Below are 19,965 nucleotides of genomic sequence, written 5' to 3'. Positions count from 1 at the left end.
ACTATTACAACCACAATCATCTATAAATAGCCATATAATGAGTTACCCATATACATTATTAATTTCATTAAATAAAATAATTTAGAAAATCATTTTTGATATTTACTAATATTCTTTTAGTAGAAAGGAATTGCTAAATTTAGCGCTTGCCCATCTACGAAAAATTTATATATTGAAATTTCAGAGCGAGAATTAAGCCATTACACTGGCCCAGGTAAAGGCAATTAACATAGCAGCGATCGCACCAATCAAGGTATTGATAATATTGACCAATTCATTGGTGAGCCAAGTATATTGAGATTGCAGCGTTGCGCCAATGACGCTTTCTAAACTGGTAGCAATCAAAGCTGCGATCGCACACCAAACTACACCAGCAAAATCGATTAAACCGACACCCCAACCAATAAAGGCGATTGCAATGGAAGCCACAACCCCAGCGAAGGTTCCTTCTAAACTCACTGCGCCTTCGGTTCCGCGAGGTACTGGTTGCAATGTGGTAATCAAAAAGGTTCGTTTACCGTATGCTTTACCTACCTCACTCGCACAAGTGTCAGAAAGTTTGGTACTAAAACTCGCCACATAGCCCAAAATCAATAGAGAGTTGAGACTAATGACTACAGACTGGGGAAGAGAAAAGAATCCTGCACTTAACGTTCCGATTCCTAAAGCACACAGCGCCGCAATCAACGCCGAACCCCAGACATTTTCCGGGCCTCTAGCCCCAGAACGCTTTTCTGCAATCCCTTCAGCTTCCTTTTGAGCTATCCCAATGCGTGTTACCCCAGAACCTACTAAAAAATAAAACGCTACTACTAGATACCCCTGCCAACCTAATGTTCCCCAAATAATTACGCCTAATACCCAGGCGTGGAATATTCCTGCTGGAGTCAGCAGCTTTTTGGGAGCAATCCAAACTAAAGCCAATAAAATGGCATTCAATCCCACTCCCACCAACCAAGGATTCGCAGAATCAAACAAAGAGAGCATTAGCAATATATGACAATTAGTGTGGCCCGAATATCAACAGAATAGCGAATTTCTCACTTTGCTGCTGGATCGTCTCCACCCCCTAATCCAACAATTACAGATATTCCTTCCTCTTTCCGGAAAAACCTATATGATTCACAAGATTAATTTTGATGAATAAATTATTTTGTAGTCAGCACTTCAATCCGGATTTCCCACACTTATATTGCTGAATACGTAATAAAATTCACTTGTTAGAGGCTACTTATAAAGTAGAGTGCGTTAGGCACTGATTTCCAATATAATTTGTCACGAAATAACTATCCTAGCGCCTAAAGCAAAGCCGCATGGATGGTGCGTTGATTATACCATTTGGCAAAAAACGCAACAGATTGGTAGTAGGGGCACGGCATCCACAATCTTTCGGTATATCAAATTATATTACTGGTGCCGTGCCCTACAAAGAGTTTATTTTTCGTCAACATTATTTGAATTGTTATTCGTATAATTAATAATTTCAGAATAAATCATATATAGTACTAACAACTACTAGTGTTCTAGGCAAAAGCTATGAGCGCAACTTTATTTCATCTTGCTTTCCCTGTAACTAATATTGCCGAAACCAAAGCATATTATGTTGATGGTTTAGGCTGTATTCCTGGGCGTGAAAATCCCCATGCTTTAATCCTTAATTTATTTGGTCATCAATTAGTAGCTCACGTTACTAAAGAACCATTAACACCACAACGTGGTATCTATCCAAGACACTTTGGGCTAGTTTTTACAGCCGAACAAGACTGGCAAGATTTATTAGAAAAGGCACAAAAGCAAAAACTACTATTTAAAGAAGAAGCGAAATATCGTTTTGTTGGTTTACCTTTAGAGCATCGTACTTTCTTTTTAGAAGATCCCTTTTATAACTTGATGGAATTTAAATATTACTGTCACCCAGAGGCGATTTTTGGAAGTTCTCAGTATACGCAAATTGGGGATAGGGTTTAATTGGTTCTGTTAAGGTTTCTGCTACTATTTTCAAACACCTAGCATCAGTTAGCATCCAAGGGTGTAATCCCACAGGTAAAACTACCTCTCTTCCCACTGGCATTTGTGAACTCTTAGCTGGGACGATCATCAAATCATAGGGAGTCCAGATTGATGTAAAATTAATCGCCTCCAACATTGCGACATCAGAATTCAAATCATTGAGTAAAGCACTGTTGGGGCGCATCTGCACGCAACCAGGTCGCAGAGAACCATAAGCGATCACCGTACCATGATGGGGCGAAGCAATTGTTATAAACCTCTGTACGTGGTTTATTCCCCCAAGCCTTTGGATATAGTAACGGCTGACAATTCCTCCCATACTGAAAGCCACTAAATCTAGTGGTTGTTCTGGGGGAAATTCTTTGGCGACATAGTCTGCTACCTGCTGTGCCAACTTATCTAAACCGACTGCACCATTATTAGGCACTAAATCTAAAGCATATACAGACCAACCTTGTTGTTTTAAATATTTCCCCATGCGGTAGAAAACTGCGCCTGTGTCATCAATACCATGTATTAACAACAGGGGATTGCGCTGCTGATTGTTAGTGTTTATCTCCATATCTTTGCTTAATCACTTCTGTAGAAAATCTAACTAGTCTGTGCCTGATTGACAAAGAAACTATGACAGTAGTTTCACTGGTTAACAGCTAGCCACTGCATTAGAATTTTTAATGGTATGGAGCAGATAACAAAATGTTAATTTTTGTTACGCCAACTTTCAGAATCTTGCCCTCAGTTACAGTAAAATTTAATAATTAATTTCCAGTGTATGCATTGTATGCAGGGTGCGAGTGCTTGTACAAATCAGTTGAAAATACTTGCCCTGTATTATTATTACAATGTTGATTAAGTAGAAACCTATATTGGTTGTCATCTAGAATAAGATCACGAAAAGTAAAAAAACGTAAAATAATGTCGTAATTTTTAACAATTACGGTAGGGATTCCAGATTTAAAAGGCAGGGAGAGATTGTAATGGATTTTATCAAAAAGTTGATTGCAGGGATTGTCAGTTTTATTACTGGACTATTACCAGGTAAAAATAAGAAAAGCAATGGTTACTACTTGGAGCTAGATGAATCCAAGGAAGCAAAGCCTGTAGCTGCTGTTAAGGAAGCAGCTAAAGAAGTAGGAGATAGCGCCAAGAAAGCAGCTGTAGCAGTTGCAGATAATACCAAGAAAGCAGCCGAAACAGTTGCAGATAATGCCAAAAAAGCAGCTGAAACAGTTACATCACAAGCTCCAGCACCATCATTGAATGGTACAAAAACTGCTGCATCTAAATCATCTAAGAAAAAATCAGCTAAAGAACCAAAACCTGCTGATGTTGCTCTAGTGCAGACTGCTGAAGGCTTGAAAATTGAACCTGGTAAAAATGACAAAGCTGTATCAGCCAAAGTAGTTAAAGAACAACCAAAAGAAACCACCTTTGCACCCAAATATGTTGCTGCTGGCGCTGGTAGTTCTAACGGTCGTCGTCGTCCAGGAGCTAACATGAGTGTTTATTTAGATATGGCACGTCAAGTCAAAACTCCTGGCTAATATGTTGATTTAGGCAGAGGGTTTTTTGGATTTTGAATCTTCAATCGAAAAATTTAAGATCCAAAATCTAAAATTCCCTAAGATGTGAAAATACCAACCCACTATATAAATGAAATGCTGAGTCCCAATTAGTCTTATCCCTGCGAAACAGGAGAACGTGAGACTGAATGTTACTCAGCATTTCTGTATGGTCTAATATTGTCTCAGCAAAGTGTGTAAAATCTGACCATACTTTGACTTCGGGAATTTGCTTTCCCAGCCATTCTTGTAAAATATTCCAATTAATTTTGATAGTATTTTGGTTAGGGTGAGTAGCGATTTCTAGCCCTTGTTGAAATTGATAGCTTTGATCGGAAAGCCGCAAAATGCAACGCCTACTGGGTAGGTGTAAATCGCAAAATTCGGCATAATCTTGAGTTTGAGTTTTGCGTTCTAGTTTACGTTGCGCGTTAACGTCTACAACTTGTTCAAAAATCGGCAGCATTCCCGACACTCGTGCTTTCACCTCTGACCAATTAAACGTTAAAGAACCAAGTTGACTGGTTTGGTTACGACAAACCACAGTAGTATTTGTTGCCGATTCAGCAAAATAATTAACTTGAAATACTTGAATCTGCTTAATCTCGGCAATTGTTGCCCAAAAGCAGGGAATACCTGCATTTTGTAATTGTGTACCGTAAAATTTCAATTCACCGATTTGTCCAGTGCGATATAACTTCCAGCCGCGACTAGGCAAAGTTAATCTGGCAGTATAAGTGTCAATTTGCCATATTTGGGCAAATTTCGGGGCTGCTTCGGCTTTTAATTCGTTGCTGAGAGGTTCTAAGACAAGTAAGCCTAGTTCAGTCTCGCTAGGTTCTGTTGTCGCCTGAATAATAGCCCTTTGTCTAACTTCTTGCTCAATTTCTTGGATTCGCTGCAAACCCTGACGCGCTTGCATCAAAATTTTACTATTGGTTGTACTTCGTAGCAGCTGCCGATAAATTTTTTCCGCATTCTCGTACTTTTTTGAGACTTCATGCAGCCGCCCTAAATAAAATTGCACCCAAGGATTTTCTGGTGATTCTTTTAACAGCTGTTGGAGTAATTTAGCTGCGGTGCTATAGTCTTTACGTTCAAAGGCCGTGGCAACTTGTTCAATCATCACTTTGTTTACATCCACGCGAAAAGAATGTCTCGCGCCTACCCTGCGGTAACGGCTGGGCTAAGTGCATGAGATATACATCATTTATACTTCACACGCTGCGGAAACTAGTGATAAAGCCACTACTGGCGCTGTGACTGCTCGCAAAATTCTCCGACCAAGGGAAACTGGTTGAAATCCTGCTGCGATCGCACTATCAATTTCTGGTTGTGTCCATCCACCTTCTGGGCCTGTAGCTATAACTAGTTCTTGGTCATTTGTCATTTGTCCTTGGTTTTGCAAGCACTTTTTGAGGTGAGGTAAATTTCCTCGCGCTTCACAGATATATTTGTGGCTGTTGGCAAAAGACAAACTACTGCTAAAAGCCACAGGTTCTAAAATTGTCGGTATAAAAGCGCGCTCCGATTGTTCCGCAGCTTCCGCCGCAATCCGCCGCCAGCGTTCCAATTTTTGCGGGCTGGGTTGCAGTAAAGTGCGATCGCTCAATACTGGGGCAATAGTTGTGACTCCCAACTCTGTGCAACACCTAACGACTTCATCAAAGCCGCTACCTTTGGGTAAAGCCACCATCAGAGTAATTGATACAGGTAACTCAGTTTCCACCACCAAAGCTTCTAAAACCTGCCCTTGCTCCCCTAATAGCTGCGTCAACCACCATTTACCCTTACCATCCATCGCAATAAAGCGATCGCCCTCACGCAACCGCAACACCCTTGCTAGATAGTGTTGTTGTTCTTTGGTGAGTGAAATTTCCCCTGCTTGGAGTTGAGAAGGTGCGATCGCAATTCTTTGTAGTTGAGACATAAGATTTTCCGCACTGAGTGAGTATCAATATTTGTTTGCTTTCCGTAGTAACTTCGGTTTTTAGGGAAATATCTGTGTATATCTTCATAAAAACATTAAAATCGAATAAATCCACTTCAGTAGTTTCTCGTAAGTATGCGGAATCAAGGCTAGGAGTGAAAAACGATGCAGGTTATTAATTGAACTTGGGGAACGATTCTGGATGACCAACGATAGCCAGATTAGAATTCTGTTTTTGACGGCTGAACCTACTGATACTGCTAGGCTGCGTTTACAAAAAGAGTTACAAGAAATCAAACAAAAGCTACAACTAGCCAATCAGCGAGCAAGATTTCTGTTAGAGTTCGGATTTGCTGTGCGTCCAGGAGATGTGAGCCAAGAATTACTGAATTTTCAGCCTCATATTGTACATTTTTCTGGACATGGCATAAGTACTGGTGAGCTTTGCTTTGAAAATGAGTTAGGTAAAATGCAGCCAGTAACGCCCCAGGCTTTAGCTGCGTTGTTTGAATTAGTAGCCCATCAAGTTCAATGCGTAGTTCTAAATGCTTGTTATTCAGACATTCAAGCCAGAGCTATTGCCCAGCATATCTCGTTTGTAATTGGTATGAATAGAGCAATTGGCGATCAAGCTGCGATCGCTTTCGCCGTTGGTTTTTATAAAGCACTGGGGGCGAATCGCTCACCTGAAGAGGCTTATGAGTTTGGCTGTGTAGAAATTCAACTGCAAGGTATTCCCGAAGAATCAACTCCAGTCCTCCGTAAAAAGATAGTAAATCAATCCCCTAACGATGTTTATATAGAACGCCCTCCTACCGAGCAGCGCTGTTATGAGGCGATTAAGCAGCTAGGTGCCCTAATCCGGATTAAAGCGCCTGACAAGATGGGGAAAACATCTCTGATGAACAGGATTCTTACTTATGCAAGAGCGAATAACTTTCAAACCGTAACTTTGAGTTGTCGGCGGTTAGTAAATCGCCAAGTTGCGACTGATATGGAGAGATTTTTACAGTCATTTTGTGGTGTTATTAGTAACGAGCTAGGGTTGAGTAATAAGGTAAATGAGTATTGGAATAATCAACTAACTCCTAGTTATAACAGTAGCGAATACTTTAAAAAATACTTATTACCAAACACAGCTAATGATTTTGTTTTAGCTCTGAATGATGTCGATTTAATTTTTGAACATCATGAAATTGCCCAAGATTTTTGTAGTCTGCTGCGGAGTTTTCACGATATGGCAAGACGCGGCGATCCAAATAGCAAGATTTGGGAAAAGCTCCGTTTGATCATTGTTCATTCTACAGAATTTTATACCTCTTTAGATATCCATAGCTCACCTCTTGCTAATGTAGGTTTAGTCGTTGATTTACCTGAACTTAGTCGGGAGCAAGTACAAAAGTTACTCAAGGCTCATGATCTTAAGTTGAAAGGACAAAACATTGATCAACTGATGGCTATGGTAGGAGGTCATCCTTATCTTCTGCGAATTAGTATCGATGAATTTAAGTTTAATAAAAAGAAATTTGAGCAATTTTTAAAAGAAGCACCCACCCCATCTGGAGCATTTAGTGACCATCTACGCGAACTCTTGGAACAACTCGAAAATAATCTAGAGTTGAGAACAGCATTCAGTCAAGTTATATCGGCGGATGCAGAAACTCCAGTTAAGTTACGTCCGCAGATTGCAAAGTCTTTGCAACGTTTGGGATTGATAAAGTTAAAAGGTTATTTTGCAGAACCGCGTTGTGAATTATATCGGCTTTATTTCCAAATGTTCCTTTAACAGATAGTAGATAGGTAAAAATTAACAATGAATCAAGCAGAAAAATATTATCAAGTTAGCGGAACTTTAAAACCTGATCATCCTAGTTATATAGAGAGACAAGCTGACAAAAATCTGTATGAGGAATTGAAAAATGGAAATTTTTGCTATGTATTGAACTCTCGACAGATGGGTAAGTCAAGCTTACAGGTAAGAGTCAGTCAAAAGTGTAAGGATTCAGGTCTAAAATTGAGGAACTAGAGAAGGGCGAGACTGAGAATTAATAGAGTCAGCAATTAGTGCTTGTACAAAAAAATCAATAACAGACAGACTTTGACGACGACAGGTTTGAACCACCGTCAACAAATTGGCAGTATGTTGAAACCGCTCCATCGAACGGGAACCACCACTAACTTTACGTTTTGTCACAGCCAAACGCAGCGATCGCTCGGCTTGATTGTTATCAGGAGGAACTTCAGGGTTGTCAAGGAAATACCACCATTGGGAGGCTTTATCGCGCAAGGAACGTAAAAGGTTTCCTGCTGTAGCTCCGGCTAAGTTAATCCAGTCATCAAGTGTTTGTTGCAATTTAGATTTGAATTGATTGACCCAATCGTTATAACTGGCGCAGTCAAGAGTCTCAAACCATTGGGCATAATTTCCAAAAGCTTCATCAATTAAATCCACAAATGCTTCACCAATAGCTTGGTTGTGAAGACCTGGAAGTTGAATTAGTTTTTTGAAGTGACGGCGTAGATGAGCCAAACATTTCTGCTGCTCAGGCACCGCATAGCCATTGTAAACACTAAAATCATCGCTGCTGATTACCCCTGTATATTTAGCCCCTAAAATGGCTTCTAGTTCTGCTCTGGAACGAGTGTCAGCAGCAGTAAACAGGCAAAACTCAGAATTGGCAACTACCCACAACCATTCTTTAACTCCCTTGACAGACCAAGGTGTTTCATCCACATGAATGTTAGGTTGTGTCTGTTTTACCCAATTACTTAACTCAGTAATGCTTGGTTGAATCGCTGTTTGAATTCGTTCATTTGTGGTGACTAAAGTTCCCAGCCCAATTTCAATTTGACCTAACTCCCACAACATTTCTTGCTGTTTTTCATAGGGCATATGTGCATAATTATTTGCCCATCCTAAAAATGCCTGTAAAGAAATCCCTAAATCCTGTCCTGGGATGATATCTTGTGACCAGGAGGCTGTTTGTATATTGCCACAGTACTCACACTGGCACGTATGGCGTTGATACTCAACTATTTCAATGGGACGCTCCACTAGTTGCGCTACAGACTGTTTTTCTACTTTTACTGCCACAGCCGCAAACGCTTTTTGACCACAACAGACACAATCACTTGGACGTAAGATTTCACAACGATCTACTCTACCAAAACCCTTACGGGTCTTACCTTGATGCCCTGGTTGCCCACCTGGCTTTCTTTTGGGATGATTTGATTCTTCTTGCGGTGCTGCTTTTTTTGTTTTCACTCTTTTTGAGGATGTCCCCTGATGGCGGCTTAGATGAGGTTTTGCTGTCTAAATCTCTGCTGACTTTTAAACGTTCTATTTCTTGCTGTAGTTCTAATACTGTTTTCTGTAATTCACCTATTACCTTGCTCTGCTCAATGATTATCTCTACCAGTTCTTGTTTCGATAACTGGTTCAAGCTTTCCCGGTCTAAATCTTGAGGCAGGTTTTGGTTCATATCTGTGATACTCCTCCTCAAGCGATCCCTTTGTCAATACTCTGCCACCTGAATCCTTACTCAAAAGTTAGAAAAAGAAGGCTTCAAATGTGTGGTAATCAGCTTAGAAAAATTGGGGACTAAAGGAGTTACCCAAGAGCAGTGGTATGATACTTTAATTAAAAATATAGCAGATAACTTCGATTTACAAACAGAGCAAGTATCAACCTTATTTCAAGACAACAGACGATTAACTCCCTTAAATCTATTAAGTGATTTTTTTGAAAAAAAATTACTAGCAAAATTTGATAAAAACATTGTTACTTTCATAGATGAAATCGATACTGTTCTCAGTTTAGATTTTCCAACTGATGATTTTTTTGGATTTATTCGTTATTGTTATAATCAACGTGCTAATAACCCAAATTATGAGCGAATTACCTTTGCTTTATTAGGAGTAGCAACGCCATCTCAATTGATCAAGGATACGCGACGCACACCTTTTAATATTGGCGAAGCAATTCAATTAAATGGTTTTTCATTCCAGGAAGCTCGACCTTTAGCTAAAGGTTTAAAAAGTAAAGTCAATGATTTGAAAATTGCCGAAGAAATTCTTCTAGAAGTACTTAAATTGACTAGTGGTCAACCATTTCTCACACAAAAGATATGTAAAATTATAGTGGATGATGAGAATGTAATTCCTAGTGATAAACAGCTAATATCTAAATGGATAAAAGAATTAGTAAAATCACGGATAATTGATAATTGGGAATTTCAAGATGAACCGCAACATTTAAGAACTATACGTGACAGGATTATTAATAGTAAAGAACCTATGGTTAAATTGCTTAAATTCTATTTAGAAATTTTGCGATACCATGATTTACCCAGTAATAACAGTCCAGAACAGAGTGAACTAGTTTTATCCGGTTTGCTAGAAGAGAAAGCTGGAAAATTAAAAGTTTATAACCTGATTTATGAATCTGTTTTTGATTCTAACTGGGTTGCTGAAATGCTTGCTGATATTAAACCTTATGAAGAAGAATTACTAGGATGGTTATCTTCTAATCGTAAAGATAAATCCTGGCTATTACTCGGTCAGAAATTACAAATAGCAATTGAATGGTGTAAAGATAAAAATTTGGCAATTGAAGATTATCAATTCATTAATGCTAGCCAAGAATTAGAAATTGCTAATATCAAAACTAGCCAAGAATTAGAAATTGCTAATATCAAAGCTAACCAAGAATTACAAATTGCTGAATTAGAAAATAAAATTATAAAATCTAATCGTTCTCAGCGATTATTTGCGGGAGTAACTGCAAGTCTGATGATTTTTACTGGGGTAATTACATTTCAATTGAAGGAAAAAATTCAATCAGTATTCATTCCATACATTGAATATCCAGAGCTATTTAGCCAAGGAGAAAAGTCTTTCTTTTTGGGAAATGGTAATTATTACCAAAATCAGGGTGTCAATGCTTTCAACCGAGGCAATTATACAGAAGCAATTAACCAATTCGCCAAAGCAAAGGAAATTGATAAAAATGATCCAGAAGGATTGATTTACTATAATAATGCCTTAGCACATAAAAAAGGAAATTATTTAACTTTAGCGGTTGCTGTACCTATTAACGCTAGAAGAGATATGGCAAAAGAAATATTGAGAGGAGTCGCACAAGCACAAGACGAATTTAATAAAAATGCAGGGCGTGGAGCAAATGATAAATTATTGAATATTGTAATTGCTGATGATAAAAATGATCCAAGCCAAGGTGAAAAAGTTGCCCAACAATTTATTAAAGATGCAAAGGTTTTAGGCGTAATTGGACACAATGGAAGCTCAGTGAGTAAAACTGCAATTGCTAAATACAAAAATGCTAATTTAGGGATGCTATCTCCAACAAGCACTAGTACAGAGTTAAGCATGAAAGAAGATAAAGTTTTTTTTAGAACCGTTCCTTCTGATGCAAAAGCTGGTGAAAAATTAGCTGAATATGCTATTAAAAATGCTATTAAGCGAGTGGTTATTTTCTATAAAGCCGACGATATATATAGTAAAAGCTTAAAGCAAGCTTTTAACACAGCGTTTGAAGCTAAAGGTGGCAAAGTTGTCCGAACTGGAAATTTAGCAGATCAAAATTTGAATGCGTCTTATGAAGTGTATCGCAGTGTAGTTGAAGATGAAGCTGATGCAGTTGTCTTTTTCCCAAATATAGAGCTAATTTCTACCGTGATCAACATGGCTCGAGCTCGCCAACAGCCCAAAATACAGAAAATTCTGGGGAAAAATATCCCATTATTGGGAGGAGATGCTTTGTATGGTGCAGACACTTTAACACAAGGTCAAAAGGCTCTTGAAGGTTTAGTTCTACCGATTCCCTGGTTTCCTCAAGAATCTAATGATTCAAAAAAATTTGCGAAACAAGCTTGTAAGCAATGGGGAGGAGGTATTAGTTGGCGTACTGCTGCTAGTTATGATGCAACTCAAGCTTTTATTCAAGCTATTTCTGAGTTAAAAAATCCTACTCGACAAACAGTAGTTGAAAAGCTCAAATCGATTAAACTCCCATCTAAGGAAACCTCAGGAGATGCACTTGCTTTTCAAGATGGTGAACGGGATAACAAACCAGTCCTTGTTCAAGTAGTTCCTGGTACTGGTGATGATTGCGTTGGTGCTCAAGGGGGTGGATATCACTTTGAAAAAGTTGATGAAAATTCATCATCATCGTCTTCTGTTGTACCCCTCACCATTCCTGATGAGGGGGTTAAGAATAAAATTGCTAACTAGAGATTCTGAAAATAAGCTTCTAGCGCCTCATGTACCAATTCGGTCATTGGCCTACCTTGGCTAGCTGCAGCAGCTTTCAGCTTGTCATACACCTCATGTTGCAAACTCACGCGCCGACGGGTTTTATAGGTGGCAATGGTAGTATTTTCAATCGCCACTTCTTGTCCTTCGCTTTCTGCGGTTCTGGAGTCGGCTATAGCTTCAACTAAACCATCACTATCGTCTGTAATGTCTGACGTAGCAACAGCTTGAGCGGTGTAATTAGCTGCAAATTCGCGGATGGCATCAAAACCGACGCGATCGCAAAAATCGCCAAAGCTTTCTTCCGATGTTTTCGCCTGCTTAAAGTAAACGAAAATCGGCTCTAGCTGGGTTTCTATGTCGTTATGATGCAACCTTTCCATATAAGGCTGGGCTAACCTTGTCTGATTGGGGGAACCGCCTAACCATACTTGGTAGCTTTCTGGCGCACTCCCCACAAAAGCCAATTCCGCCATGTAAGGACGAGCGCAACCATTAGGACAGCCTGTCATCCTTACCACAAACTCTTCATTTTGTAAACCAACTTTATCCAAAACTGTGCCAATCCGTTCTAAAATGCCAGGAATAGCGCGTTCTGATTCGGTAATAGCCAAACCGCAAGTTGGTAAAGCTGGGCAAGCCATTGCCAGCCTTTCTAAGCGGGCAATTTTGCTGGGATCGGAGTTAACACCGCGACGGTCAAGAATGTCTTGAATGGCTGCTTTATCTGCTGGTGCAATTTCGTAGAAAATCAGGTTTTGGTGCGCTGTGAGGCGAATGGGCAAGTTAAATCGCTCAACGATTTCCCTTAAGGCAGTTTTCAGTTGAAACGAACCTTCGTCTTTTACCCGACCGTTATCTATAGAAAGCCCTAAGAACAGCTTGCCATCACCTTGTTCATGCCATCCCAGGAAGTCATAATATTTAAATTCTGGCAGTTCCTTAAAGGGAGCGATCGCTTTGCCAAAATATTCTTCGACTTTGGCGCGGAACTTTTCTACACCCCAATCGTGCAGTAAATATTTTAATCGGGCGTGACGGCGATCAGAGCGATCGCCATAATCTCTTTGAGTGGCAACAATTGCTTTGACTATTTCGTAAACATCGTCTTTGTCCACATAGCCAATGGGATCTGCCAGCCTAGCGAAGGTTTCTTCTTTGTTATGTGTTCTGCCTAAGCCACCACCAGCAAATACGTTAAATCCTTCGAGTTCACCTTTTTCATTGGTAATTACAACTAAGGTGAGGTCTTGGGAATATAAATCAATGGAATTATCCCCTGGCACTGTCACGCTCACTTTAAACTTGCGCGGCATATAGTAGGTGCCATAGATGGGTTCTTCAGAATTGCTGATGAGTGTCCCATTACTATCGCGTTGTCTTGCGGCTTTTAATTCTGGGCTTTCTTCCGCACTAATTGCCTTTTCACCATCTAGCCAAATTTCGTAATAAGCACCAGTTTGAGGCGACAATAAGTCAGCAATATTTTGGGCATATTCCCAAGCGTACTGGTATTCTGGACGATTCTTCCAAGGAACTGGCGGTGCCATGACGTTGCGGTTGATATCGCCACAAGCGCCCAAGGTGGAACCGAGATTTTTCACAATAGTAGCGATCGCAGTTTTGAGATTCTTCTTTAAAATCCCATGTAACTGAAACCCTTGACGGGTAGTTGCTCGCAAGGTGTGGTTACCATATTCATCAGATAGCTTATCCAAAGCTAGATATAGCTGCGGCGGTACTAAACCACCAGGATTTTTTGTCCGCAGCATAAACTGGTAATCTTTCTCCTGCCCCTTGACGCGATTATCACGGTTATCTTGTTGATAAGACCCGTGAAACTTCAGTAACTGCACTGCGTCTTCGCTAAAGTGAGTCGTATCCTGAAGTACTTCGGTGGCTACAGGTTCACGCAAAAAATTACTATTTTCCTTGATTCCTTCGACTTTGGAAGGCTTACGGCTTGCTATCGGGGAAGGAGGAGATTTAACCATTAGAGTTGTAGACTATTCTGAATAAGGCATCAGTAGAGGCCGAAGTTGCAAATTTAAAAGCACTTATTCGGCAAGATGATCCCCGGATATCCGGTCGAAATTAGGGGGAATATTTAATTTTAACATAGCAAAAAGCTGGCTTTGTCAGTGATGTAACACTCCACAAAACCAGCATACATATATTTCGGTAATCAGGGAACCAGTAAAAAATAGTGATTTCCCTGGGTCTCAATATTTGTTCAGTTTAGGGAATCAGAGGAATTTTTCCTTTCTCCTTTCACCTTTTCCCCTTCCCCTCTATAGTTTGTTATCTAAAGCGATAACCCAAACCACCTTGGATACTAACAGCAGAAGCAGGGCTATTTTGGTAAGTCTTCATACCTACGGTAGCATTACTGTAGATCAAAAAGTTTTTAGCAACTTCCGACTCTACACCAGCAGTTAGCGCTACTCCATCTCTGTCACCCAGGGGAGTTTGTTTACCATTAGCTTCGACAAAAGAATAACCAGCACCTAAAAAGACGTTAGTTCCTTTAGCAATTGGTGCGTCTACGGAAACTTGAGGGATGATTGCTGTCGTCTGATTCCGTATTAATAAACTTATTTACAGATCAGACGACTCAATCATCCTCAAGTTTCCGTAGACGCACCAATTGCTAAATGAACTAACGTCTTTTTAGGTGCTGGTTATTCCTTTGTCGAAGAATGGTAAACAAACTCCTGGCTGACAGAGATGGAGTGGCGCTAACTGTTAGCTAGAATCGGAGTTATCTAAAACTTTTTGATCTATCGTTTTTCTACTGTAGGCATGAAGACTTCCGTAATATCTGTTTTTGCTGTTTCAAGGTGGTTTGGGTTATCGCTTTGATAAAACTATAGGAGGGGCATGGAGAACTCCTTGATTCCCTAAACGAACAGATAGACATCTCAGGGAATCTTTTTTTACTGGTTCCTTGACAGGCGAAATATATGTATGCTGGTTTTGTGGAGTGTTACATCACTGACAAAACCAGTTTTTGCTATGCCAAAATTAGTCATTCCCTAATTCGACCGGATATCCAAGGATTATCTTGCCGAATAAGTGCTTTTAAATTTGCTAACTTCGGCCTCTACATGCCTTATTCCGACAGTCTACAACTCTAACGGTTAAACTCCTCCTTCCCCGATAGCAAGCTAGTAAGCTGCGCGGTTCCAACCACCAGGAATTTTCCGCAGTAAACTGGTATTTTTTGCCTGACGCGATTCACGGTGTATGTGGATAACGAACCAAACTTCAGTAACTGCACTGCGTCTTCGCTAAAGTGAGTCGTATCCTGAAGTACTTCGGTGGCTACAGGTTCACGCAAAAAATTACTATTTTCCTTGATTCCTTCGACTTTGGAAGGCTTACGGCTTGCTATCGGGGAAGGAGGAGATTTAACCATTAGAGTTGTAGACTATTCTGAATAAGGCATCAGTAGAGGCCGAAGTTGCAAATTTAAAAGCACTTATTCGGCAAGATGATCCCCGGATATCCGGTCGAAATTAGGGGAATATTTAATTTTAACATAGCAAAAAGCTGGCTTTGTCAGTGATGTAACACTCCACAAAACCAGCATACATATATTTCGGTAATCAGGGAACCAGTAAAAAAATAGTGATTTCCCTGGGTCTCAATATTTGTTCAGTTTAGGGAATCAGAGGAATTTTTCCTTTCTCCTTTCACCTTTTCCCCTTCCCCTCTATAGTTTGTTATCTAAAGCGATAACCCAAACCACCTTGGATACTAACAGCAGAAGCAGGGCTATTTTGGTAAGTCTTCATACCTACGGTAGCATTACTGTAGATCAAAAAGTTTTTAGCAACTTCCGACTCTACACCAGCAGTTAGCGCTACTCCATCTCTGTCACCCAGGGGAGTTTGTTTACCATTAGCTTCGACAAAAGAATAACCAGCACCTAAAAAGACGTTAGTTCCTTTAGCAATTGGTGCGTCTACGGAAACTTGAGGGATGATTGCTGTCGTCTGATCTGTAAATAGGATTTGTGTACGTGCAGAAAATGGAGTGGGGCCCAATTTTAAACGTCCGCTAACGTTACCACCAAATTGAGCATCCTGACCAACTTGTCCGCCATTAGTGACACCACCTGCAACACCCGCACCGATATAGCTAGCATCAGTACCTTTTTGTGTTTGTGCAGATGCTTGTCCAGCATTTAAAAAAAGTGGAGCTACTACTAAAGAAGACAATGCAGAAATTGTCACAAAAGATTTAACAATACCTTTCATAATCTTGCCCAAAAATTGTGAATTATGCTGATAAATTATTAGTCGCAAACTCACAATAAAGGTTCCAATTATTTGGCAATTTATATTGAATCATTGTTGCCATTAATGCATATAACTTTAGTCATGGTATTTATTTGCTTTTTATGTAAAAGATTTATAATTACAAAACATTTTCCCTCTGTCCGGGATTTTTACCAAAACATAGACGGTTTTTCAACTGGCACAATAATTAGCAAGACAAATTATCTAATACCAATTTAATGTAATGTGAAGTTGCACATATCCTGATCCCCCTAAATCCCCCTTTTTAAGGGGGAATTTGATTCTTTTCCCCCTCTTTTTTAAGGGGGGTTAGGGGGGATCGAATTTTATGCAGCTTTATAAAGAATTGGTATAATTTGAGTTTACTTGACTAACCCATTACCAGATACAGCACTTTTGAAGTAATTGAGTTACATCATGAGTAATGAGTAGAAAATTTACTTATTAATCACTACTTATTACTCATTACTCTTTTCAATTAGTTGCTGTACCTCATAAACATCGAATCTGCTGTAAATAGGTTATTTTTACAGAGAATGAAATCATCGGTTGTAGCAGCTATTGCAACAAGCTCTAGAGGGAATATATAAAGTAAAGTTTTGGGAGCTTCTATGGAGACTAAACAATGCTAACCGCTGCAAAAACATTGTCTGGTTTGATGGGTTTATGTGTCGGTGATGCGTTGGGTGTGCCGGTGGAGTTTACCAGCCGCGCCGAACGGGTACAATCTCCAGTTACGAAGATGCTAGGTTATGGCACATGGAATCAACCGCCTGGAACTTGGTCAGATGATAGTTCTTTGACATTTTGTTTGGCAGAAACTCTTTGTCGCGGGTATTCCTTAGATGCTATAGCCAATTCCTTCTGGCGCTGGTACAAGCAAGCTTACTGGACTCCCCGTGGTGAACTCTTTGATATCGGACATACCACCCATGCCGCGATTATGCGCTTAAAGCAGGGTATTTTGCCCCGGGAAGCAGGGGGAAAAATTGAAAATACCAATGGTAATGGTTCGTTGATGAGAATCCTGCCAATGGCTTATTGTCACAAGATACTCACCTTCAGCGAATTAATTGCGCGGGTACATGATGTTTCTGCAATTACCCATGCCCATGCGCGATCGCTAATGGCTTGTGGTATTTATATCACTATTGCCGTTGCCTTACTCGAAGGATCTGACCCGCAAACGGCTTATTTGCAAAGCTTACACAAGCTGGAGCCAATTTACTCACAGCGCGAATATTTATTAGAAAAACACCATTTTGCCAGAATCTACAGTGGCACAATTGCTCAGTTACCAGTAGAAGAGATTAATTCTGGCGGCTATGTGATTGATACCCTAGAAGCTGCGCTGTGGTGCTTCTTAAATAGTTCTTCCTACTCACAAGCGGTATTAACAGCAGTGAACTTAGGCGGAGATACTGACACCACCGCCGCCGTTACTGGTGGGTTAGCAGGAATTTACTACGGGGTAGAAAATATCCCCCAAGCATGGGTTAATCAAATCGCCCGCAAACAAGACATTATTAACTTAGCTACCCGGTTTGCGGCTGCTGTTTATAGTTAGGGGAGAGAATCAACAGCCGTAGAGACGCGATTAATCGCGTCTGCAAAAGAGTCGGACAGACGCGATTAATCGCGTCTGTACAAGAGTAATTTTCTCCCTTATCTCTCATATCTCAGTCCCCAGTCCCCAGTCCCCAGTCCCCAGTCCCCAATCCCCCCTAAACAGGAGATAAAGAATACACCTGACCATCAATTAACAGCCTTGTAATACCTTTAGCTTGAAGATGAGTCCGAGCCTTTTGCAGCATTTTACTATCAGGGACTTTAATCACGCGATCGCGCTTGGTAGAAAAGCGCTTGGCTACGCGGTGATTATCGAATATTGGTAGTGTTCTTTGCTGGGTTTCTAAGCTCGGAATTTGTCCCAAATCGCCAAAGTCTTTCAACGGACGGGTAATCAATTCTGATGACCTGTCGATGACCAAATAGCAGGTTTTAGGCAAGTGCGCTGAAGACAATGGTAAAACTTGGACTGGTGCTTCACCTGGTCTGCGCCTTGTGACTAGAGGTCTTGATTCCTCAAAATCATATTCCTCATCGTCATCCTCGAAGTCATCATCTTCTAAATCGTCATCCAAATCGTCCAAATCTTCAGACTCATCTAGCAAGTCTTCGCCTAGCATTTGAGCTAAAACGTTAGCTTCTGGACGTTCATCCTCTAACAATGGGCTAGAAATACTTGCAGGTTCTTGCCGCTTGGGAGTGGGAAGAATGGGCATTTCCGGCGGTTTAGGGCTGGGAATGCTGACGATTTCTGGTAATTTCTTGGTGGGTAAAATCTCTAGCTGCTCTGCTGCTGGAGGCTCTAGTGTTCCTTCTGCAGAAGAGCGTCGCCGTACCCGCCTGATAGGAGGAGCTATATCCCGACTATCCCTGTCCTCAGACTTCGCTACTATTGGTTCTGGCTCAACTTTCGGTAACTCTACAGGGCGACTTTCTGCGTGAGGAATGTCTATTTCTGGCTGTGGTTTACTCAACAGTGGTAACTGTTCATAGTTTACCTGCGCCCTACCCTCGGGAGTTCTCGCAGCACGTTTTAAAGAAACGAGATATTCATACTCGTCTTCTGGTAACGTACTTTTGAGCAGGCGACTAATTGTCGAGTTACTAACGTCATAGCGCTCTGCCAAAGTTGAGGTGGTTTCGGCAGTCTCTCGATATAACTTAAGAATTTCTTGTTTGTCAGAATCTGTTAATTTTCTCACGGTAGACACCAAAAATCTTTTTTATGCTCGTTTGCGTCCGCGTTCCCGCCGCGAGCGGCTCAATGATGCCTCATATTCTAGAGCAGCGCCCATACCAAATAAAACTCCACTAAAAACCCAAAACACTTCTAATATTTCTCCACTTTGATAATTGGGACCTTGGGCGTATTTAAACCACATATCTGCAATGTATAGCGAAAACGCTGCGGCTGCAATCATTCTCCAAGACTGGGCAACTTTTCCTCCCCAAAAGGCTAGTAGCAAGGTAGTAGCAATAATGAGAATAGCTACATCGCTAACGATGTAAAACCAATTCAATACCGTGCCTAGCAAATCCAGAGGTTTTGGCTGTTGCAGAGAAATCCACCAAGCTAACAAACTGCCAAACACGCCAATAGCTAAGACAACTAGCCATTGCCATTTTTCGAGATTGATTCGCCTGTGAGCCGCTGCTAAAATCATGCCTGTACCAAGACACAGATACGTTACTACAAAAAACACATCACCAATAGAAACATCCGGTTCTTCTTTTAAGATTATTTCCGTATAACCGAAAAATATCCCCCCCAGGAAATAAGACAGCATACCTATGCCAATAGCGAGCCAAACATTTCGACCACTGACAATTTTTTGGCTACGCCAATTCCTCAAGCATAAGATACCGGCACCCAGGTAAGCTAACGCTTCAAAAATATTTGTACCAATTACATACCATTCAGCACGACTTTCTACGCCATCTGCACCCGGAACTTTAGCACTAAACAATAAAAAGTATAACAGTGCTAGTACAGCCCAGCCAATGCTCGCTAAGACTATATTTCCTGTATTGAAAATAGATTTAGAACGCTGGGAGCTTTCGTAAGAACTACTCATAATATGACTTGTTTATGTAAACACACTTTGGCAGGATTTTGACTTATATAACTGTGTGAGAAGCTTTTGTACTGAAAATCAACTAGTACAGCATGGTGGAAATAGAACTCGTAAGAGTAGCTGTCTAGTATCTACAAAACAGCCAAAAAGCTCAAAATATAGGCTTTTGAACGCCAATTACTACAATGCGGCGCACCCGCACCAAGCAATGGCTACTTTTGACTTCCGCACAGATGTACTAG

General features: G+C 40.5%; 14 protein-coding genes and 2 pseudogenes. 5 read left to right on the top strand and 11 right to left on the bottom strand.

Annotation, left to right across the window (positions count from 1 at the left end; genetic code table 11):
- Positions 1-192: 192 nt before the first annotated feature.
- Entirely contained in the window at positions 193-987 is a 795-nt protein-coding gene (locus tag HG267_RS15800) for a TIGR00297 family protein (RefSeq protein WP_045871979.1), read from the bottom strand.
- Positions 988-1,536: 549 nt separating this feature from the next.
- Between HG267_RS15800 and HG267_RS15795 the strand changes: the two genes are divergently transcribed.
- A complete protein-coding gene (locus tag HG267_RS15795; RefSeq protein ID WP_045871980.1) occupies positions 1,537-1,968 on the top strand; it encodes a VOC family protein in 432 nt (143 codons plus the stop codon).
- Here HG267_RS15795 and HG267_RS15790 read toward each other — a convergent pair.
- Positions 1,898-2,566, bottom strand: a complete 669-nt coding sequence (locus HG267_RS15790) for an esterase/lipase family protein (protein ID WP_045872134.1) — start codon at positions 2,564-2,566, stop codon at positions 1,898-1,900. The genes HG267_RS15795 and HG267_RS15790 overlap by 71 nt on opposite strands.
- Before the next feature lie 421 nt (positions 2,567-2,987).
- Between HG267_RS15790 and HG267_RS15785 the strand changes: the two genes are divergently transcribed.
- Entirely contained in the window at positions 2,988-3,554 is a 567-nt protein-coding gene (locus HG267_RS15785; protein ID WP_045871981.1) for a hypothetical protein, read from the top strand.
- Between the two features lie 67 nt (positions 3,555-3,621).
- Here the strand turns inward: HG267_RS15785 and HG267_RS15780 are convergent, their stop codons facing one another.
- Entirely contained in the window at positions 3,622-4,698 is a 1,077-nt protein-coding gene (locus HG267_RS15780) for a tetratricopeptide repeat protein (RefSeq protein WP_045871982.1), read from the bottom strand.
- Between the two features lie 84 nt (positions 4,699-4,782).
- Positions 4,783-5,502 (bottom strand): 16S rRNA (uracil(1498)-N(3))-methyltransferase, encoded by a 720-nt coding sequence (locus HG267_RS15775; protein ID WP_045871983.1) that lies wholly within the window; start codon positions 5,500-5,502, stop codon positions 4,783-4,785.
- 202 nt (positions 5,503-5,704) lie between these two features.
- Here HG267_RS15775 and HG267_RS15770 point away from each other — a divergent pair, with 202 nt between their 5' ends.
- Positions 5,705-7,288 carry an AAA-like domain-containing protein gene (locus HG267_RS15770; RefSeq protein WP_045871984.1) on the top strand — a complete coding sequence of 528 codons (1,584 nt, stop codon included), beginning with the start codon at positions 5,705-5,707 and terminating at the stop codon, positions 7,286-7,288.
- A gap of 222 nt (positions 7,289-7,510) precedes the next feature.
- Here the strand turns inward: HG267_RS15770 and tnpC are convergent.
- Positions 7,511-8,984 (bottom strand): annotated as a pseudogene (tnpC, locus tag HG267_RS15765) (IS66 family transposase).
- 52 nt (positions 8,985-9,036) lie between these two features.
- Between tnpC and HG267_RS15760 the strand changes: the two are divergent.
- Positions 9,037-11,754 (top strand): ABC transporter substrate-binding protein, encoded by a 2,718-nt coding sequence (locus HG267_RS15760; protein WP_255325273.1) that lies wholly within the window; start codon positions 9,037-9,039, stop codon positions 11,752-11,754.
- Here the strand turns inward: HG267_RS15760 and sir are convergent.
- From sir to HG267_RS15740, 4 genes and pseudogenes are all read right to left on the bottom strand, one after another.
- Complete coding sequence (gene sir / locus HG267_RS15755; RefSeq protein WP_045871986.1) at positions 11,751-13,769, bottom strand: sulfite reductase, ferredoxin dependent; 2,019 nt, start codon at positions 13,767-13,769, stop codon at positions 11,751-11,753. The two genes, HG267_RS15760 and sir, sit on opposite strands and share 4 nt — an antisense overlap.
- Before the next feature lie 307 nt (positions 13,770-14,076).
- Positions 14,077-14,355 (bottom strand): annotated as a pseudogene (locus HG267_RS15750) (hypothetical protein); the annotation flags it as partial.
- 553 nt (positions 14,356-14,908) lie between these two features.
- Positions 14,909-15,193: a hypothetical protein gene (locus HG267_RS15745; protein ID WP_263420066.1), complete on the bottom strand. Its 285-nt coding sequence runs from the start codon at positions 15,191-15,193 to the stop codon at positions 14,909-14,911.
- Positions 15,194-15,500: 307 nt separating this feature from the next.
- The gene (locus HG267_RS15740; protein ID WP_045871987.1) at positions 15,501-16,037 is read right to left on the bottom strand and encodes a histidine kinase; all 537 of its coding nucleotides are present in this window, start codon (positions 16,035-16,037) and stop codon (positions 15,501-15,503) included.
- 667 nt (positions 16,038-16,704) lie between these two features.
- On the opposite strand from HG267_RS15740, the gene HG267_RS15735 reads away from it, so the two are divergent.
- Complete coding sequence (locus HG267_RS15735) at positions 16,705-17,646, top strand: ADP-ribosylglycohydrolase family protein (RefSeq protein ID WP_045871988.1); 942 nt, start codon at positions 16,705-16,707, stop codon at positions 17,644-17,646.
- A gap of 157 nt (positions 17,647-17,803) precedes the next feature.
- On the opposite strand, the gene HG267_RS15730 is transcribed toward HG267_RS15735, so the two are convergent.
- Complete coding sequence (locus HG267_RS15730; protein ID WP_045871989.1) at positions 17,804-18,850, bottom strand: transposase; 1,047 nt, start codon at positions 18,848-18,850, stop codon at positions 17,804-17,806.
- Positions 18,851-18,871: 21 nt separating this feature from the next.
- Positions 18,872-19,723: a hypothetical protein gene (locus tag HG267_RS15725; RefSeq protein WP_045871990.1), complete on the bottom strand. Its 852-nt coding sequence runs from the start codon at positions 19,721-19,723 to the stop codon at positions 18,872-18,874.
- Positions 19,724-19,965 lie beyond the last annotated feature (242 nt).

Origin of the sequence: Tolypothrix sp. PCC 7601 (assembly GCF_025677855.1) — a bacterium.
GTDB lineage: Bacteria > Cyanobacteriota > Cyanobacteriia > Cyanobacteriales > Nostocaceae > Aulosira > Aulosira diplosiphon.
This window is presented reverse-complemented; position numbering and strand designations above follow the sequence as displayed.